The following is a 17,535-nucleotide window of genomic DNA, read 5'->3' as shown; positions in this document are numbered from 1 at the left end:
AGAGGCAGCATATTCCGGCCATTCTGGAGGGAGTGGCCGGACATTTGCATAGGCGCCGGGACATCCATGACTGGCGCGTTCGCGCGGGGGACACGTGAGTTACCACTGGAACTGGGGAATCTTTTTCGAGCCGAACCCGATGGGGACCGGCACCTATCTCGACATGCTGCTGACGGGACTGGTGCTGACCCTCAAGACGGGTGCGCTCGCGTGGATCATCGCGCTGATCACCGGCTCGCTCGTCGGCGTGATGCGCACGCTGCCGTCGAAGGGGGCGTACTGGTTCGGTTTTGCTTATGTCGAATTCTTCCGCAACATGCCGCTGCTGGTACAGCTCTTTCTGTGGTTCTTCGTGCTGCCGGAACTGCTGCCGAAAGCTGCCGGCCTCTGGCTGAAGCAGCTGCCGAATGCGCCGTTCTGGACGGCGGCGATCGGCATCGGCTTCTTCATGTCGGCGCGCGTCGCGGTGCAATTGCAGGCCGGCATCGGTTCGCTGCCGCGCGGGCAGAAGATGGCGGCCACTGCTCTCGGCCTGACGACAATCCAGGCCTACCGCTACATTCTGTTGCCGATGGCCTTCCGCATTATCCTGCCGCCGCTGACGTCCGAGTTCCTCAACACCCTCAAGAACACGGCCGTGGCCATCACCATCGGTTTGCTCGAGCTAACCGGACAGGCGCGCTCGATGCAGGAATTCTCGTTCCAGGTGTTCGAGGCCTTTACCGCCGCGACCCTCCTTTATCTCCTCGTCAACGCCGTCGTCGTGACCGCAATGCGCTTCCTCGAGCGCTACGTCGCGATCCCCGGCTACATCACGGGGAAATAGCGCCATGTTCAGCAATTTCGATTTCGAGGTCATCCGCCGCGCGCTGCCCTATCTGTTCTATGAGGGCATGACGTTCACGGTGACGTTGACGGCGCTTTCCGCGCTCGGCGGCCTGATCTTCGGCACGGCAATCGCGCTGATGCGGCTCTCGGGCTTCAAGATCCTGGGCCGCATCGCCGGCGTCTACGTCGACTTCATGCGCTCGCTACCGCTGGTGCTGGTGATCTTCTGGTTCTACTTCCTGGTGCCCTATATCGGGCAGTGGCTGACGGGCGCGTCGCGGCCGATCAGCGTCGGCGCGTTTGCGTCCTCGCTCATCACCTTCATCATGTTCGAGGCCGCGTACTTCTCCGAGATCATGCGTGCCGGCATCCAGTCGATTTCGCGCGGCCAGCCGGCCGCAGCCAACGCACTCGGCCTGACCTACGCCCAGACCATGCGCTACGTCGTGCTGCCGCAGGCCTTCCGCAACATGCTGCCGGTCCTGATCACGCAGACCATCGTGCTGTTCCAGGACACCTCGCTGGTCTACGTGTTGTCGATCACGGATTTCCTCGGCGCGGCGAGCAAGGTCGCGCAGCGCGACGGCCGTCTGGTCGAAATGTATCTGTTCGCAGCAATCGTCTACTTCACCATCTCCTGTGTCGCGTCCTTCGGCGTTCGCCGCCTCCAGGCGCGCATCGCCATCATTCGATAGAGTCTGTCATGATCGAGATTAGCCACGTCGACAAATGGTACAGCCCGACCTTCCAGGTGCTGACCGACTGCACCACCAGCGTCACCAAGGGTGAGGTGGTCGTGGTCTGCGGTCCGTCGGGATCAGGCAAGTCGACGCTGATCAAATGCGTCAACGCGCTGGAGCCGTTCCAGAAGGGCGACATCAGCGTCGATGGCACCAAGGTCAACGACCCCAAGACCAATCTGCCGAAGCTGCGCTCGCGGGTCGGCATGGTGTTTCAGCACTTCGAGCTGTTTCCGCATCTGAAGATCATCGACAATCTCTGCCTCGCCCAGCAAAAGGTGCTCGACCGGTCGCGCGACAAGGCGATGGCGAAAGGCATGCAGCTGCTGGAGCGCGTCGGCCTGAAGGAACAGGCGCAGAAGTTTCCCGCGCAATTGTCCGGCGGCCAGCAGCAGCGCGTGGCGATCGCCCGCGCGCTCGCTATGGACCCCATTGTCATGCTGTTCGACGAGCCGACCTCGGCGCTCGACCCCGAAATGGTGAGCGAGGTACTCGACGTCATGGTGGACCTCGCCCATGAGGGCATGACCATGATGGTCGTCACCCACGAAATGGGCTTTGCCCGCAAGGTCGCCAACCGCGTCATCTTCATGGACCGCGGCGAGATCGTCGAGGACGCCCCGAAAGACGACTTCTTCGGCAAGCCCCGCAGCGACCGCGCGCAGAAGTTCTTGTCGAAGATTCTGTCGCATTAATCTCTACCGTCATCCCGGGGCGCGCGAACCCGCGAGCCATGATGCGCAATCGCGCATCTGAGGATCCATACTCACGATGGTGGTTATGGATTCCGGGCTCATTCGCTATGCGAATGCCCCGGAATGACAATAGAGGGGTGATTGGCGCCCCCACTTCCCGTATAACCGCGCCAATTCCCTCGTCCCGCCAGGAGACCTGCCTTGGACTCGATCGCCTATGTCAACGGCTCATTTGTCCCGCTCTCGGACGCCAAAATTTCGGTTCTCGATCGCGGTTTTCTGTTCGCCGACGGCATCTACGAGGTCTCGGCCGTGCTCGACGGAAAGCTGATCGACAACGCCTCGCATCTGACGCGGCTGGAGCGCTCGGTCGGCGAGATCCAGCTGAAGCTGCCCGAGACGGTCGAGCGCATCACCGAGCTCCAGAAGGAGCTGATTGCGCGCAACAAGGTCGAGAACGGCCTCGTCTATCTCCAGGTGACGCGTGGTGCCGACAAGGGCCGCGACTTCGCCTTCCCCAAGGGCGACGTCAAGTCGAGCCTGGTGATGTTCACGTCGGAGAAGGACATCATCAACGCCGCCTCGGCCAAGACTGGCATCAACGTCATCACCGTGCCCGACATTCGCTGGGAGCGTCGCGACGTCAAGAGTGTGGCGCTGCTGGCGCAGGTGCTGGCGAAACAGGCCGCGGCGGAAGCCGGTGCGGGCGAAGCCTGGATGCTGGAGGACGGCTACGTCACCGAAGGCGGCTCGTCGTCGGCGTTCATCCTGACCCAGGACGACGTCATCGTAACTCGCAAGAACTCCAACGCGATCCTGCCGGGCTGCACGCGCAAGGCGGTGGTGGCGCTTGCGGAAGAGCGCCAGCTCCGCGTCGAGGAGCGTTCCTTCACGGTCGCCGAGGCGCTCGCCGCCAAGGAAGCCTTTGCCACCTCGGCGTCGCTGTTCGTCCAGCCGGTGGTTGCGATCGACGGCAAGAAGGTCGGCGACGGCAAGCCCGGCCCGATGGCGACGCGGCTGCGCGAGATCTACGTGGAGTTCGCCAAGGCGACGGCGGTATAAGCCGTACACCCCTCTGTCGTCGCACGGCTTGACCGGGCGATCCAGTACGCCGTGACAGGACTGCTTGAACCGAGAAGCTGCGGCGTACTGGATGCCCCGCCTTGGCGGGGCATGGCAGTTGAGAAGGCCTCACGCCACCGACGCCTTCACTTTCACCGGGTGAATCGCCCGGAACGCGATCGCGATTCTGTTCCAGGCATTGATGGCGCCGATCAGCATGGTCAGGTTCACCGTCTCCGCATCGGAGAATTGCGCGCGGACCTGTTCGTAGACGTCATCAGGCGCGTGCGTCTCGGAGATCAGCGTCACCGACTCGGTCCAGGCCAGCGCGGCGCGCTCGCGATCGGTATAGAGCGGGGATTCGCGCCAGGCGTTGAGCAGATAGATGCGCTGCTCGGTCTCGCCGCGCTTGCGGGCGTCCTCGGTGTGCATGTTGATGCAGAAGGCACAGCCGTTGATCTGCGACGCGCGGATCTTGACGAGCTCGATCAGCGATTTCTCAAGGCCCGTCGACTGGATCTGCTCTTCCAGCGCCATCAGCGCCTTCATCGTGTCGGGTGCGGCCTGGTAGAAATTCATGCGGGGTTTCATGGGTTCTCCTTGCTTGCTGGGTTGACGTCAGTGGGCGCCGCCGGCCGAGGCATGGCCGGCCTTCTTGAGGAAGAGGGTGGCGATCAGTGCAACGATGAGTGCCATGCCGAGCAGATAGAAGGTGTCGCTGAAGGCGAGGATATAGGCCTGCTTCTGCACGATATGGCCGATCGCAACATAAGCACGATGCGACGCGTCCGCACGGTCGAGGATGCCGTGATTGACGAAGTATTGGGTGAGCTGTTCCAGCCGCGTCCGCGTCGCCTGCTCGAACACCGAGACTGACTGCATCAGCACGTTGGAGTGATACTGCTCGCGCTTGGTCAGCAGCGTCTGCAACAGCGCGATGCCGACGGCGCCACCGAGATTGCGCATCATGTTGAACAGGCCGGAGGCCGAGCCCGCATTCTCCGGCTCGATGCCCGCGGTTGCGACCGCCGACAGCGGCGCGAGTACCAAGGCTTGCCCAATCGCGCGGACTACGTTGGGCCAGAGCAACTGATCGGCGGCATAGTTGCTGGTCATGTAAATGTTCATGAAGTTGGAGGCCGCGAACAGGACGAATCCGGCCCCAATGATGATCCGCGCATCGAACTTCTGCATCAGGCGCGGCACCAGGGGGATCAGAAGGAGCTGCGGCAGTCCCGTCCAGGCCAGAACCATGCCGATCTGCTCGGCATTGTAGCCCTGGATGCGAGCCAGATATTGCGGCAGAATGAACACCGAACCGTACAGCGCGACGCCGAGCAGGAAATTCGCGAGCATACCGAAGCCGAAATTGCGGCGGACCAGCAGGCGCAGGTTCAGAAGCGGCTTCTTCACCGTGAGCTCGATGATCAGGAAGGCGGTCAGCGCAACGGCCGCGATGACAGACAGCTTGACGATGAAGGGCGAGCCGAACCAGTCGTCCTTGTTGCCTTCTTCCAGTACCGTTTGAAGCGCCGACAGGCCGATCGCCATCGTGATGATGCCGGCCCAGTCGCCCTCGCGCAGCAGCGAAAGTCTCATTGGCTTGGCGTCGAGTGCGTACCAGAGCATGCCGACCATGATCGTGCCGGGCACGAGGTTGACATAGAAGATGTACTGCCAGCCAAAATTCTCGGTGAGATAGCCGCCGATGGTCGGGCCGATCGCGGGCGCGAACGTCGCCGACAGCGCGAACAGCGCAAGGCCGACCGGCTGTTTTCCGCGCGGCAGCAATGTGATGATGAGCGTGAATGCCATCGGAATCAGCACGCCGCCGGTAAAACCTTGCACCGCCCGCAGCACGATCATCTGCGGCAGGTCCTGCGCCAGCGCACAGGCGGCCGACAGGACCAGGAACAGGACCGCGTTGGTGAGGAGATAGATGCGGATCGAGAACACCTGCGCGAGCCAGGCGGACAGCGGGATCACCACGATCTCCGCGATCAGATAAGAGGTCGAGATCCAGCCGCCGTCGTCGATGCCGGCGCCGATCGCGCCCTGGATGTCGGCGAGCGAGGCATTGACGATCTGGATGTTCAGCACCGCCATGAAGGCGCCGAGCGTCGCGCCGATCACGGCAATCCAGGTCTTGGTGGAAACCGCCGGCGTGGCGGGTGCGGCCGGAGCGGGCATGCTGGCGACGGAAGCGGCGTTCAGGGTGGGTTGGAGCGTGCTCATGGAAGGCCTCGTCTCGGATACGGAGACAGGATGCATCAGGCGGATGGTTTCAATAATCGAGGAAGCGTGGGAAGGATCGTCCGGCAGGACTTGATAATGCTGCCGGCCGTTCTGGCCTCAGCCTCCGTTGGGTCGCGTCGCATTGTCGGCGAGGCGCCTGGCCGCCTCGCGCTCGGCCATTACGGCCTGTTTGGTGTCGACGGTCGGCACCGCGGACATGCCGGGGCGCAACAGCCCGGCCAGGCTGTGGTCGTCGAGCACGATCTTCACCGGCACGCGCTGCACGATCTTGGTGAAATTGCCGGTGGCGTTGTCCGGCGGCAGCAGTGCGAATTCAAGACCGCTCGCCGGCGACAGGCTGTCGACATGGCCGCGCAGGGTCTGGTTGCGGAAACTGTCGACGTGCAGCTCGACCGGCTGGCCGGCGCGGACATGGGTGAGTTGCGTCTCCTTGAAATTCGCCACCACATAAACTGCATCGAGTGGCACCACCGCCATCAATTGCGTGCCGGCCTGCACGAACTGTCCCACGCGCAGTGAGCGGGCGCCGACCGTGCCGTCGACGGGTGCGGTGATCTCGGTGTAGGAGAGATTCAGCGTCGCCTGCTCCGCGACCGCGCGCGCGTGTTCGAGCTGGGCTGTGGCCTGTGCGCGCTGGGTGGTGAGCACGTCGATCTTGCGTCGCGCGGCCACGAGGCCCGACTTCGCGTGCTGCAATTGCGCGTTGCTGGCGCGTAGCGCCGCGTCGGTCTGCTGTGCGCGCTGGATCGTGCCGGAGCCCGACTTCATGAGGTCGTCGTAGCGGGCGCGCTCCTCCTGCGCAAATTTCAGATTGGCGTCGGCAGCAGTGACATCGGCCGTGCTCTGCTCGATGATCGGTTGCTGGAGTTCGAGCTGGGCGTCGAGGTTGCGCACCGACGCTTCCGCCGCAGCGACATCGGCGTCGGCCTGGTCGAGCGCCGCCTTGAAGTCGCGGTCATCGATCCTCGCCAGCACCTGGCCCGCTTTGACCCTTTCGTTGTCGCTGACCAGCACCTTCGCGATGTAGCCCGAGACTTTTGGCGCGACGATCGTGGAGTCGGCCTTCACATAGGCGTCGTCGGTTGTCTCCAGGTAGCGGCCGACGGTCCAATAGTCGTGTCCCCAATAGACAATCGTTGCCGTGCCCGCGAGGAGCGCGAGCACCAACGCCGTACGCCGGACCATACTCCGAGCCGGGCCGCGCGGCGGTGTCTTGGGGTAATCTTGAGTTATTTCAGTCGCTTGCTGGAAGTTTTCGGTGCGCGGCATCTCGGACATGGCAGTCTCCTATCGGCTGGCCGAGACTATCGGTCTTCCCAGTTCGAGTGATAATCGGCGAAATACCGGAAGGATTATCCGCCGAGAGTGGATAGTCCGGGCCTCGCCATGGCGTTTGGTCTACCGAACCGGAGGTGCGACTGCCCCAGAGCGATTGCCGTGTCTGTCGAGCGATTGCTGCTAACGCATGCGCCATGCCGCACGCGAGATGATCTGATGGATAATCCGAGGGAATTCCTTGCGATTATCGATCAGGAGCGGATAATCAGCCTTCATGGACCGATTGACCAGCCTCGAAGTCTTCAGCCGGGTGGCCGAGACCGGCGGCTTCTCTGCAGCAGCCCGCAAGCTCAACATGTCGACCACCATGGTGAGCAATCACGTTCAGGCGCTGGAAGACCGGCTCGGGGTGAGGCTGCTTCAGCGCACCACGCGCAAGGTCAACCTCACCGAGATCGGCAAGGCCTATTACGACCGCTGCATCCAGATCCTCGCCGATATCGAACAGGCCGACGATATCGCGAGCGAATTGCAGTCGGTGCCCCGCGGCACGCTGCGGATCCACGTCGCCACGCACATGGTGCCGTTCGTCGCGCCCGTGGTGGCGAAACTCCTGTCGAGCTTTCCAGAGCTCAAGATCGATCTGCGCATGGGCGAAGCCGAAATCGACCTCATCGAAGAAGGCTATGACGTTGCCCTGCGCATGACCTCGCCGCCGGATTCGAGCCTGATCGTCCGCAGCCTCGCCACTTGGCGCCACGTGCTGTGTTGCTCGCACGACTATCTCGAAAGGCATGGTCGCGTGCAGAAGCTCGATGAGCTCACCGCGCACAATTGCGCCCGTCACTTGAATTATCCGTTCGGCGACGATTGGCGCTTCTTCGATCGCAAGGGCACGCCGGCATCGGTGCGGATCTCCGGCAGCTTCATCACCAACAGCGGCGAGGCCTTGCGGAAGGTGGCACTGGAAGGCGCTGCCGTCTGCCTGATGGCCGGGTTTCTCATTCGGGACGATCTCGAGGCCGGCCACCTCGTTCGCCTCCTGCCGGAATGTCGTCCCGTCGAGATGTCGATGAACGCGGTCTATCCGCACCGGCATCATCTGTCGGCGAAGGTCAGGACCTTCATCGACATGCTCGTGCATCACAGCGCCGAGCAGCAGAAGCTGATCAATCCCTATTCATGATCGGGACGGCGCCGGCAACCGCCCGAACACTTTTTCTAGCGCCATGCCGACCGCAAGCAGGCGGCGATCGCTGCCCGCGGGGCCATCCAGCTCAAGCCCGATCGGAAGTTTGCTGACCGCGCCGAGCGCAATCGGGATCTGGATTCCGGGAATTCCGGCATTGCTGCCGGGATCGGTATTCTGGATGAACAGGCCGAAATTTTCGAGGCTGCTGGACTCGGGGCTGGACGCAATGGCAACGCGCGGCGTGGTTGGGAAAGCGATGGCGTCGAGCCGGTTGTCCGCAAAGGTCCTGCCGTAGAGCGCCTGCAGGGCAGGACGCGCGGACTTGATGGTGGCGTCATAGATCGGCTCGGCATCGACCAGCGTATTGTCGGGACCAGGCAGTTTGCGCGGGATCACGAGGCCGTCATAGGTGCCCTTGACGTCGGGGCTCGCGATCTCCTGCGCCAGTGCTTCGATGGTGATGCCGGTGCCGGTGTGTGCGAGATAGGCCACCATGTCGTCATAGGCCTCGTACAGTGCGACGGGAAAGCCGACCTGGCCGTTGAGTTCGGCGAGCTGCGGCATCTCGATCTCGACGACCGTGACACCCTGCGTCTTCACTTTCGCGACCGCCGCGTGAAAGGCGGCCTCGGTGTCGCCGTCAAGATTGATCAGCATCGACCTCGCGATGCCAATTCGCATCTGCTTCAGATCAGCGGGCTGAACGGCGTCGCCACCCGCAATGACGCGGTCGAGCAGCGCGACATCCGCCATGGTCGCCGCCATTGGGCCCGCAGTGTCGCGGGTGTGCGAGATCGGTGCGATGCCCTCTTGCGGATAGCGTCCGATGGTCGGGCGCAGCGACGCGCATCCGTTCAGCGCAGCCGGCACCCTGACCGATCCGCCAGTGTCGGTGCCGAGCCCGCCTGCGACGATCCGCGCGCCGATCGCGGCGCCCGTTCCGGAGGAGGAGCCGCCCGCGATCAGGGCGCGGTCATAGGCGTTGCGCACGCCGAACTCCGCGCCGGTCTTGAACGCGGTATTGTAGCCGGAGATGCCGAAGGCGAGCTCGTGCATGCTGGTCTTGCCGATGATGACCGCGCCCGCTGCGCGCAACTTTGCGACCACCGGCGCGTCGGCCTTCGGAACGTAATCCTTCAGCGCTGGCGTTCCTGCGCTACAGGGAAGCCCGGCGACCTCGATATTGTCCTTGATCACGATAGGAACGCCGCCGAGCGGCTTGTCCTTGCTGCCGTTCGCGTCGAATGCGGCCGCAGCCTTCAAGGCGCCGGCCTCATCCAGGGTGATGAAGGCATTCAGATCGGCGTTGGCCTTGGCACGGGCAAGAGCTTCCGTCGTGAGCGCGGTGCTCGTGATGTTTCCGGCGCGGAGGTCGGCCGCGGCCTGGGTCAGGGTCAACTGATCGGAATCCATGATACCTCACCCGATTGCAGGAACGCCATCAGGGCGCCCCATAGCTCCAGAGGCTGAAGCCTCGTCGGCGCCCCGTCAACCGTAGGCGCGCATCTTTGCAGGTGATGGCGCGTCGAGCTCGGCGAACAGCCGTTCGACCTCGGCCTTCACCGTCCCGATCGCGGCATCTTTAACCGGCCCGTAGCCGCGGATATCCATCGGCGCTTTGGCAATGGCGACGAGACTTGGCAGATGCGTCGCTTCGAGCCCGCCGAGTATCCGTTTGATGACGCCATCGTACCAGGTAATCAGTTCCCGCTCGGCCCGCCGTTCCGCCGTGTAGCCGAACGGATCGAACGGCGTCCCGCGCAATCCCTTCAACCGCGCGAGCATGGCAAGCGGCGTCTGGATCCACTGCCCGAAGGCGCGCTTGCGCGGACGGCCACGGGCGTCGCGTCTTGACGGCAGGAACGGCGGGGCGAGGTGATATTGGATGCTGAAGTCGCCTTCGAATTCGCCTTTCAACGCGTCGAGGAAACTACCCTGCATGTGCAGCCGCGCCACCTCGTATTCGTCCTTGTAGGCCATCAGCTTGAACAGGGCCCGCGCGACCGCCTCGGTCAACGCCTCGCTATTCAGGTTGGCTTCGGCATTGCGAACGTTTGCAACGAGTGCTCGGTAGCGCGCTGCATAGGCATCGTTCTGATAGGCAGTGAGGAAATCGGTGCGGCGGTCGATCAGCTGGTCGAGCGTTTCGGCCTTGGGCGATTCGTCCGCCTTCGGCAGGAAGCCGGGATCGGCGGCTGCAATCCGGCCCCAGGCGAAAGCCTGCTTGTTGCTTTCGACCGCGACGCCGTTGAGCTCGATCGCGCGCAGCAGCGCCGATAGCGAGATCGGCAGCAGCCCGCTCTGCCAGGCAAAGCCGAGCATGATGATGTTGGCGTAGACGGCATTGCCGAGCAGGCGCTCGGCCAGCGCGTTGGCGTTGATGGTGTCGAGATTGCCGTCGCCGATCACCCGGCCGATCGCGCGCAGGCGGGCGGGTGAGGCGAGATCGGCGTCGCGGAAACGGACGACGTCGCCGGTCGGCATCTCCGCGGTGTTGACCGCGGCGCGCGTGCCCTTCCGATAGGTGCCGGATGCCTTTGGCGAGGAACTGACGACGAGGTCGCAGCCGATCAGCGCGTCGGCCGCGCCTTGGTCGATACGCACCTGATGCAGCGCCTCGGGAGTTGGCGCAAGCCGGATATAACTCAGCACCGGCCCGAATTTCTGCGCAAAGCCGGTAAAATCCAACACCGAGACGCCGTTTCGTTCGAGATGCGCCGCCATGCCGATCAGGGCGCCGACCGTGATCACGCCGGTGCCGCCGACGCCGGTGACGAGCAGATCATATGGACGGTCGAGCGTTGCGGGCGCGGGCGGGGGAAGCGTGGCCGCGCGGCCGACCGCGTCGATCTGGCTCGCGCCCTGCTTCCGGCGCGTTGCGCCCTCAACGGTGACGAAGCTCGGGCAGAACCCGTTGAGGCAGGAGAAGTCCTTGTTGCATGATGAGAGGTTGATCCGGCGCTTCCGGCCGAACGGCGTCTCCTTGGGCTCGACGCTAAGACAGTTGGATTCGACCGAGCAGTCGCCGCAGCCCTCGCAGACGAGATCGTTGATATAGGCGAAGCGTTTGGGGTCTGCCATCTCGCCACGCTTGCGCCGACGACGCTTCTCCGTCGCGCAGGTCTGCTGATAGATCAGCACTGAGACGCCGGAGATTTCGCGCAGCTCGCGCTGCACGCTGTCCATCTCTTCGCGCGGATGGATGGACACGCCGACCGGCAGGTCGCCCGGCGAAAATTGCGCGGGATCGTCCGACACCAGCGCGATGCGCGCAACGCCCTCGGCGCGGACGCTGTGCGCGATGGCGTGCACGCTGACTGGGCCGTCGACGGGTTGGCCGCCGGTCATCGCGACGGCATCGTTGAACAGGATCTTGTAGGTGATGTTGGCTTGGGCCGCGATCGCCTGCCGGATCGCCATCGAGCCCGAATGATAATAGGTGCCTTCGCCGAGATTCTGAAAAACGTGCTTGTTACCGGTGAAGCGTGACGAGGCCGCCCAGTTCACGCCTTCGCCGCCCATCTGGATCAGCGACGATGTCTCGCGGTCCATCCAGCTCGCCATGAAATGACAGCCGATGCCGGCCAGCGCCTTCGACCCTTCCGGAACTTTTGTCGAAATGTTGTGCGGGCATCCGGAGCAGAAATAGGGCGTGCGCGTCGCACCAGAGACGTTGATCGTCCGCTCGGCCTCCGGCAGCAGCGCCGCTGCACGCGCGGTGAGATCGAGGCCTGGAAACATCGGATCGAGCCGTCGCGCCAGCACGGACGCCAGCGCGCGCGGTGACAATTCGCCGATCCAGGAGATCAGCCGCGCCCCTCGCTCGTCGTGCTTGCCGACCATGCGCTCGGGCTTTGCACCGGGGTAGTCGTAGAAATATTCCTTGAACTGGCTCTCGATGATGCCGCGCTTCTCCTCGACCACGAGGATCTCGCGCTTGCCCTTCACGAACGCCATCGCGTCATGCAGCGCCAGCGGCCAGACCATGCCGACCTTGTAGATGTCGATGCCGATGCTGCGGCAGGCCGCTTCGTCGAGACCCATCAGCCGCAGCGCTTCCATCAGATCGAGATGCGCCTTGCCTGTCGTCACGATGCCGTAGGTGGCGCCTGGGATGTCGTAGATATGACGGTCGATCGGATTGGCCTTTGCGAAGGCGTAGACTGCGTGTTTCTTCGCCTCCAGCCGCTCCTCGATCTGCGGCCCCGGCAGGTCCGGCCAGCGATAGTGCAGGCCGCCTGGCGGCGGCGTGAAGTGGGGCGTGCGGAAGGCGCGCGCCGGGCGCAGCGCGACGGACGCGCCGGATTCCACGATCTCCGAGATCGCCTTGAAGCCGACCCACATGCCGGAGAAGCGGCTCAGCGCGTAGCCATATTCGCCGAATTCGAGATACTCGCTGACGCTTGCGGGGTGGAGCGTCGGCATGAACCAGCTCATGAAAGCGACGTCGGACTGATGTGGCATCGAGGACGAGACGCAGCCATGGTCGTCGCCGGCGACCACCAGAACGCCGCCATGCGGTGAGGAGCCGTAGGCGTTGCCGTGTTTCAGCGCATCGCCGGAGCGGTCGACGCCGGGGCCCTTGCCATACCAGAGCCCGAACACGCCATCGACCTCGCGGTCGGCTTGCGTCTCGACCTGCTGCGAGCCGAGCACCGCGGTCGCGGCAAGATCTTCGTTCACTGCGGGAAGGAATTCGATGCGGTCCCGCTTCAGCCGCTCCGGGATGCGCCAGAGCTCGAGATCGACGCCGCCGAGTGGCGAGCCGCGATAGCCGGAGATGAAGCCGGCGGTGTTGAGACCCGCCGCACGGTCGCGCCGCGCCTGGTCGAGCGCGATGCGGACGATCGCCTGCGTGCCGGTGAGGAAGACGCGGCCCGCCTCGCGGTCGTAGCGGTCGGAGAGCTCGTAGGCGTCGAGTGACGGAATGGCGTCCATGGCGGACCTCGCGCGGCGTCCCTGCCGGATCAGCCAAGGTTAAGCCGCGGGCATTGGTAGGTCTTACCTATTCATTCCGACTGGAAGGATAATTCGGTAGAACTTCTCGTATCATCGCATAATATGGTATACTCTACCGAATGGAGGTGCCTTCATGATTGAAGACCAGGACGCGCGGATTCTCGCCCATCTCCAGAAGGACGGCCGCGCCACCAACCAGCAGCTTGCCGATGAGGTCGGCATGTCGACCTCGGCCTGCTGGCGGCGGGTGCGCGCGCTCGAGGAGAGCGGCGCGATCCGGGGCTATGCGGCGCTTGTCGCGCGCGAGCAGGCGGGCTTTGCGATGTCCGCCATCCTCCATGTCTCGCTGGAGCGGCACGACGCCAAATTCGTCGATGAGTTTGTGTCTCGGGTGACCAAGCGGCGCGAGGTGCTGGAGTGCTTTGCGACGACGGGCGACGCCGACTATCATTTGCGCGTCGTCGTGCAGGACATGACCGCCTACAACAGGTTCCTCGACGAATTCATGTTCCGTATTCCCGGCATCCGTTACGTCCGCAGCAACGTGGTGCTGAAGGAGATCAAGACGAGCGTGGCACTACCGTTTTGAGGCACTTTCATTCGCTTCGTTATTGCGAGAGCGTTGGCGACGAAGCAATCCATGTTTTCGCGCATGCCGCTTGACTCAGCCGTGGCTTATGCCGACTCTGCCCGGCTGCGCCGGAACAGTTGGCGCAGCGACAGCGCGTGCAGCAAGATCGAGCTTGGCACGACAAAGGCAGGGGTCAGCACATTCGGAAAGGTGTCTAAGGCCATGCTCGGGCCGTTCGGAAAAATCAGCTGGAATGCGCCGGGCGACATGATCATCCCCAAGGTGATCGCGATGGCGAAATCGGCGATGCCGAAGAGGTTCCAGAGGACGGCCGCCTTGCGCCCTTGGGCCGTCCCCGTTGCGAGCGCGAGCGCTGCCGGCACAGCGAAAAGACCGGTCAGCACATCGCCAGTTCCTGCCGGCAATGCAAACAAGCCCGGCAGCACCCCACGCATCCAGTAAGCGAGCCATTGGCTGCCAAAGATGCGATAGAGCTGAAGCGCGATCAGCCACGTCGGCGGCATTGCATCGAGTAATTGTCCCACCCGTTTCGACAGCAGCAGCACCGGAGCGCCGACGATGACCGGCAGCAAGATCGCCGCCGGAAGCAGCGGCAAGGCGGAGGCGCCCACGCGAAATGCGCCGTTGATGGCCGCCGTCCAGGCGACAGTGGCCCACACCGTGAAAGGCACCATGAGGACCAACCAGGTCGCCTGACGCTGACCTGGTGTCAGATCAGTGCTTTCCAGGCCGAGCCACAAACCAAGTGCGATGAGCCCATGCGTCATCAGCCGGACGCCCAGGGCCGGAATGCCGCTCTCTGGAAGTGCGGGTAGCGCGTAGATCAACCAAGTCCACAACATCATGAACAGAACGGTCGACATCAGGCTGAGCCAGACGGGACGCGGGGCAATTACGGCAACGGAAATAGCATCGCTGTTCATCGGGCATTCCTTCATCAGAGGCCAGTCCACGTTGCGGACCGACGCAAGCCATCTCGGCGCGCAGGTCGGGATTGCGGCCCGAGCGCAGTGTCACGCTGCCTGCTTATCCGATCCGGGCCTCAGCAGGATTATGAAGACAAGGACGTGACTGACCAGCAGCAGAGGTACATAAAGGGCCGGGATATAGATGCCCGCGCCGAAGAGGCCGGGATTCTGGATCTTCGTCACGCCCATGTAGTACGCGTTCAAGAGGTCCAGCGTACCCCAGACGTTGAATATCCAGACGATCGGAACGGCGATCGGCCATCGCCAGGAGAGCGCCGCCATTGAAATGAGTGCGAGAGTGGCGGCGATGAGATCTCCCCATCCGACTTCGCTGGCGAAATCCGAGCTCAACTCCGAAGACACGAACCCGGCAACCATGAAGTTCATCCCCAGGAACCTGAACGCATGGAAAGCCGCGAGAAGCCGCAAGGCGTCGTGACGCGGCATGGCGCCGACCGTCGGCCAAACGTAGGTGATGGCCACCACCGCGCTTGTCAGGAGGGCGCCGGCGACGCTGAGGACGAACGGAAGGTTGAAGCTCGGTGGCACGTTCGGATGTCCTTATGAATGTCCGGATGGTCGGGACGTCGAAGCCCGCCGGCTCAACGTCGACGGGCGGTCAGGGTTTGGTCATGAGCAGGCGGAGCGGCTGAAGCGGGCCGACTGCGATGTACTCGTGATCGATGAGGTCTTGCTTCGCCAGCGGCAGTCCTTCCATGGCTGCGTGCGCAGCGGCAACATCCTCGACATCCAGCAGAAACACGGCTCCGCGCCCATCGGATCGCGAATACCATTCACGAACCTTTCCATTGAGATAGAGCTGTACGGTCTGCCTGATTTCATCGGGCATGACGGCCATGACCTGTTCGCGTGTGACGCCCGGCTTGACGGTCAGGATGACCATCACCCCGGTTGTGGGAGATGCGGCTTGTGCTTGGGCAGGGGATGTATCGGCCATGGAAGTCGCACCTATCAGTGTGAGGGTGAGTGCCAAAACGGCGTGACGGATTGCTTTCATCGGTCTCATTTCTCCGATCACGGCGGTCGCCGTGGTGTCGCGAGTGTCAGCGCGCGCAGCGGTGCTGCTTGCAGTCCGGATGTAAGTCTGCTTTGCACCGGCGACTATTCGCGATAATGTTGATGGGCCATGAAGCAAAACTTCACAGTCAGGCACGGTGCGCTCGACGGCGTGGAGGCGTTCCTGAGTGTCGCCCAGCACCGCAGTTTCCGTCGAGCGGCCGCTGAACTCGGGGTAACGCCGTCGGCAATCAGTCAGGCGGTACGCGCACTGGAGGCGCGCGTCGGCGCCGTGCTGTTCATCCGCACGACCCGTAGCGTCGGTCTGAGCGAGGCCGGCGAAAAATTTCTTGCGCGCGCAAGGCCCGCCTTCGAGGAGCTCGTCGCTGCCAGCGGTGCCGCGCGTGAACTCGGACAGCGACCGACCGGGCTCTTGCGTCTCACCGTACCCCGCTCGGTCGTGCCGATCCTGCTGGAGCCGCTGGTCGCGTCGTTCTGCCGGGCGTTTCCCGAGATCGAGGTGGAGCTTGCTGCAAGCGAGGAATTGGTCGACATCGCAGCCGAAGGTTTCGATGCTGGCATCAGATTGGGCCAGTTCATCGCCCCCGACATGGTCGCGGTGCGTCTGACGAAGCCGTTACCTCTCATCATCGTCGGCAGCCCGGATTACCTCGCCGGCCGCGGCCGGCTCGAGCGCCCGGAAGATTTGCGTGAGCATGCCTGCTTGAGATTGCGACGATCGAATGGTGGGATTGCATCATGGTCGCTCAACGACAACGGTCGTTCGATCGAGATCGCCGTTTCAGGACCTTTCATCGCCAACGACTTTCCCACGATGCTCGGCGCGGCCGTCGAAGGTGTGGGCCTTGCGCAAGTGCCCGCACCGCTCGCCGCCGGTGCCGTGACGGCGGGAAAACTCGTCCACGTGCTGGAGCAATTCGCTCCGATGACACCGGGGGTGTTCCTCTACTATCCCGGCCATCGACAGATCATGCCGAAGTTGCGAGCCTTTATCGATCATGTGAAGGGCCGCTCAGGAGCCACAAGCTGATCCGAATCCGGATTTGACGAGATGGCGCTGCCGTTTTGATCAAGCTGCGTAGGGCGCACAAAAAATGTTCCTGCGCCGTGCCCCCATCACGCAAGCAGCCTACCGCTGCTCCCGCACGAACCTGTTCCGCAGCGTCCCGACACCGGTGATGTCGATCTCCACGACATCGCCGTGCTTGATGTCAGGCGACGCACCGTCGGTACCCATCCAGATCACGTCGCCGGGCCATAGCGTGAAGTATTTCGTCAGCTCCACCAGGAACGCCATCACGCCAAAGATCATGTCGTTGGTGTGGAAGCGGTTGGTCTCCTTGCCGTTGACCCTGACGATGGTCTGCATTTTGGCGAGATCGGCCTCGGTCTCGATCCACGGGCCCATCGGCTTGAACGTGTCGGCGTTCTTCGAGCGCCACAGGCTGCGGTCGGCCTTCTGCCAGCTCCGCTCGCTGACGTCGTTGCCGATGGTGTAGCCGAACACGCAATCCATGGCATTCTGTTTGGTGAGATGCTTGACCTTCTTGCCGATGACGACGACGAGTTCGCCTTCGTAGTGGATCTTGTCCGTCGCAAAAGACGGGATCACGACCTCCTTGTCATGGGCGATCAGCGCGTTCTGGGCGCGATAGCCGATCTCGGGTCTATCAGGCACGGACGGCACCTCGCCGCGCTTGTCGGCGGCCTCTTTCAGGTGTTTCAGATAGTTCAGGCCGACGCAGTAGAAGGTGCGCGGAATCAGCGGCAGCTCGATCTTGACCTGCGACAGAGGGTGCGCGTGCGAGGTCCGTTGCCATTCGCCGAACGGATCGCCGGCGACCGCGATCACCTGGTCGCCCTCGACGATCCCCCAGGAAGTCTCGTCCGAGGCGGTGAATTTCAGCCAGCGCATGCCGTGTCTCCG

General features: G+C 63.3%; 16 protein-coding genes. 7 read left to right on the top strand and 9 right to left on the bottom strand.

All coding sequences use genetic code 11. The features are described from left to right. Positions 1-94 precede the first annotated feature (94 nt). From QCM77_RS34885 to QCM77_RS34870, 4 genes are all read left to right on the top strand, one after another. Positions 95-826 carry an amino acid ABC transporter permease gene (locus tag QCM77_RS34885; protein WP_279661779.1) on the top strand — a complete coding sequence of 244 codons (732 nt, stop codon included), beginning with the start codon at positions 95-97 and terminating at the stop codon, positions 824-826. Between the two features lie 4 nt (positions 827-830). Next, positions 831-1,523, top strand: a complete 693-nt coding sequence (locus tag QCM77_RS34880; protein WP_279661781.1) for an amino acid ABC transporter permease — start codon at positions 831-833, stop codon at positions 1,521-1,523. 8 nt (positions 1,524-1,531) lie between these two features. After that, complete coding sequence (locus tag QCM77_RS34875) at positions 1,532-2,263, top strand: amino acid ABC transporter ATP-binding protein (protein ID WP_279661783.1); 732 nt, start codon at positions 1,532-1,534, stop codon at positions 2,261-2,263. 201 nt (positions 2,264-2,464) lie between these two features. Beyond that, complete coding sequence (locus QCM77_RS34870; RefSeq protein ID WP_279690233.1) at positions 2,465-3,325, top strand: D-amino-acid transaminase; 861 nt, start codon at positions 2,465-2,467, stop codon at positions 3,323-3,325. Between the two features lie 129 nt (positions 3,326-3,454). Here QCM77_RS34870 and QCM77_RS34865 read toward each other — a convergent pair whose 3' ends face one another. From QCM77_RS34865 to QCM77_RS34855, 3 genes are all read right to left on the bottom strand, one after another. Next, the gene (locus QCM77_RS34865; protein WP_279661787.1) at positions 3,455-3,916 is read right to left on the bottom strand and encodes a carboxymuconolactone decarboxylase family protein; all 462 of its coding nucleotides are present in this window, start codon (positions 3,914-3,916) and stop codon (positions 3,455-3,457) included. A gap of 27 nt (positions 3,917-3,943) precedes the next feature. Continuing rightward, positions 3,944-5,560: an MDR family MFS transporter gene (locus tag QCM77_RS34860; RefSeq protein ID WP_280095997.1), complete on the bottom strand. Its 1,617-nt coding sequence runs from the start codon at positions 5,558-5,560 to the stop codon at positions 3,944-3,946. 117 nt (positions 5,561-5,677) lie between these two features. Beyond that, entirely contained in the window at positions 5,678-6,859 is a 1,182-nt protein-coding gene (locus QCM77_RS34855; RefSeq protein ID WP_280095996.1) for an HlyD family secretion protein, read from the bottom strand. Positions 6,860-7,133: 274 nt separating this feature from the next. On the opposite strand from QCM77_RS34855, the gene QCM77_RS34850 reads away from it, so the two are divergent. Beyond that, a complete protein-coding gene (locus tag QCM77_RS34850; protein WP_280095995.1) occupies positions 7,134-8,045 on the top strand; it encodes a LysR family transcriptional regulator in 912 nt (303 codons plus the stop codon). On the opposite strand, the gene iaaH is transcribed toward QCM77_RS34850, so the two are convergent. Next, on the bottom strand, positions 8,040-9,464 hold the full coding sequence (gene iaaH / locus QCM77_RS34845) for an indoleacetamide hydrolase (protein ID WP_280095994.1): 1,425 nt from the start codon (positions 9,462-9,464) through the stop codon (positions 8,040-8,042). The two genes, QCM77_RS34850 and iaaH, sit on opposite strands and share 6 nt — an antisense overlap. A 75-nt stretch (positions 9,465-9,539) precedes the next feature. Continuing rightward, a complete protein-coding gene (locus tag QCM77_RS34840; RefSeq protein ID WP_280095993.1) occupies positions 9,540-12,989 on the bottom strand; it encodes an indolepyruvate ferredoxin oxidoreductase family protein in 3,450 nt (1,149 codons plus the stop codon). 154 nt (positions 12,990-13,143) lie between these two features. Between QCM77_RS34840 and QCM77_RS34835 the strand changes: the two genes are divergently transcribed. After that, on the top strand, positions 13,144-13,599 hold the full coding sequence (locus QCM77_RS34835; protein ID WP_279661799.1) for an Lrp/AsnC family transcriptional regulator: 456 nt from the start codon (positions 13,144-13,146) through the stop codon (positions 13,597-13,599). A gap of 86 nt (positions 13,600-13,685) precedes the next feature. Here the strand turns inward: QCM77_RS34835 and QCM77_RS34830 are convergent, their stop codons facing one another. From QCM77_RS34830 to QCM77_RS34820, 3 genes are all read right to left on the bottom strand, one after another. Further along, complete coding sequence (locus tag QCM77_RS34830) at positions 13,686-14,525, bottom strand: DUF8737 domain-containing protein (protein WP_280095992.1); 840 nt, start codon at positions 14,523-14,525, stop codon at positions 13,686-13,688. A gap of 90 nt (positions 14,526-14,615) precedes the next feature. Then, positions 14,616-15,119, bottom strand: coding sequence for a DUF8737 domain-containing protein (locus tag QCM77_RS34825; protein ID WP_279661803.1), 504 nt, complete (start codon positions 15,117-15,119; stop codon positions 14,616-14,618). A gap of 70 nt (positions 15,120-15,189) precedes the next feature. Next, positions 15,190-15,528, bottom strand: a complete 339-nt coding sequence (locus QCM77_RS34820) for a hypothetical protein (protein ID WP_279690214.1) — start codon at positions 15,526-15,528, stop codon at positions 15,190-15,192. Positions 15,529-15,717: 189 nt separating this feature from the next. On the opposite strand from QCM77_RS34820, the gene QCM77_RS34815 reads away from it, so the two are divergent. After that, a complete protein-coding gene (locus QCM77_RS34815) occupies positions 15,718-16,638 on the top strand; it encodes a LysR family transcriptional regulator (protein WP_279668333.1) in 921 nt (306 codons plus the stop codon). Between the two features lie 99 nt (positions 16,639-16,737). Here the strand turns inward: QCM77_RS34815 and QCM77_RS34810 are convergent, their stop codons facing one another. Continuing rightward, positions 16,738-17,523 (bottom strand): fumarylacetoacetate hydrolase family protein, encoded by a 786-nt coding sequence (locus QCM77_RS34810; RefSeq protein WP_279690212.1) that lies wholly within the window; start codon positions 17,521-17,523, stop codon positions 16,738-16,740. Positions 17,524-17,535: the final 12 nt, after the last annotated feature.

This window comes from Bradyrhizobium nivariense, assembly GCF_029846695.2.
Classification (GTDB): domain Bacteria; phylum Pseudomonadota; class Alphaproteobacteria; order Rhizobiales; family Xanthobacteraceae; genus Bradyrhizobium.
Note: the sequence above shows the minus strand (reverse complement) of the source record. Positions and strands in the feature narration are given on the sequence as shown.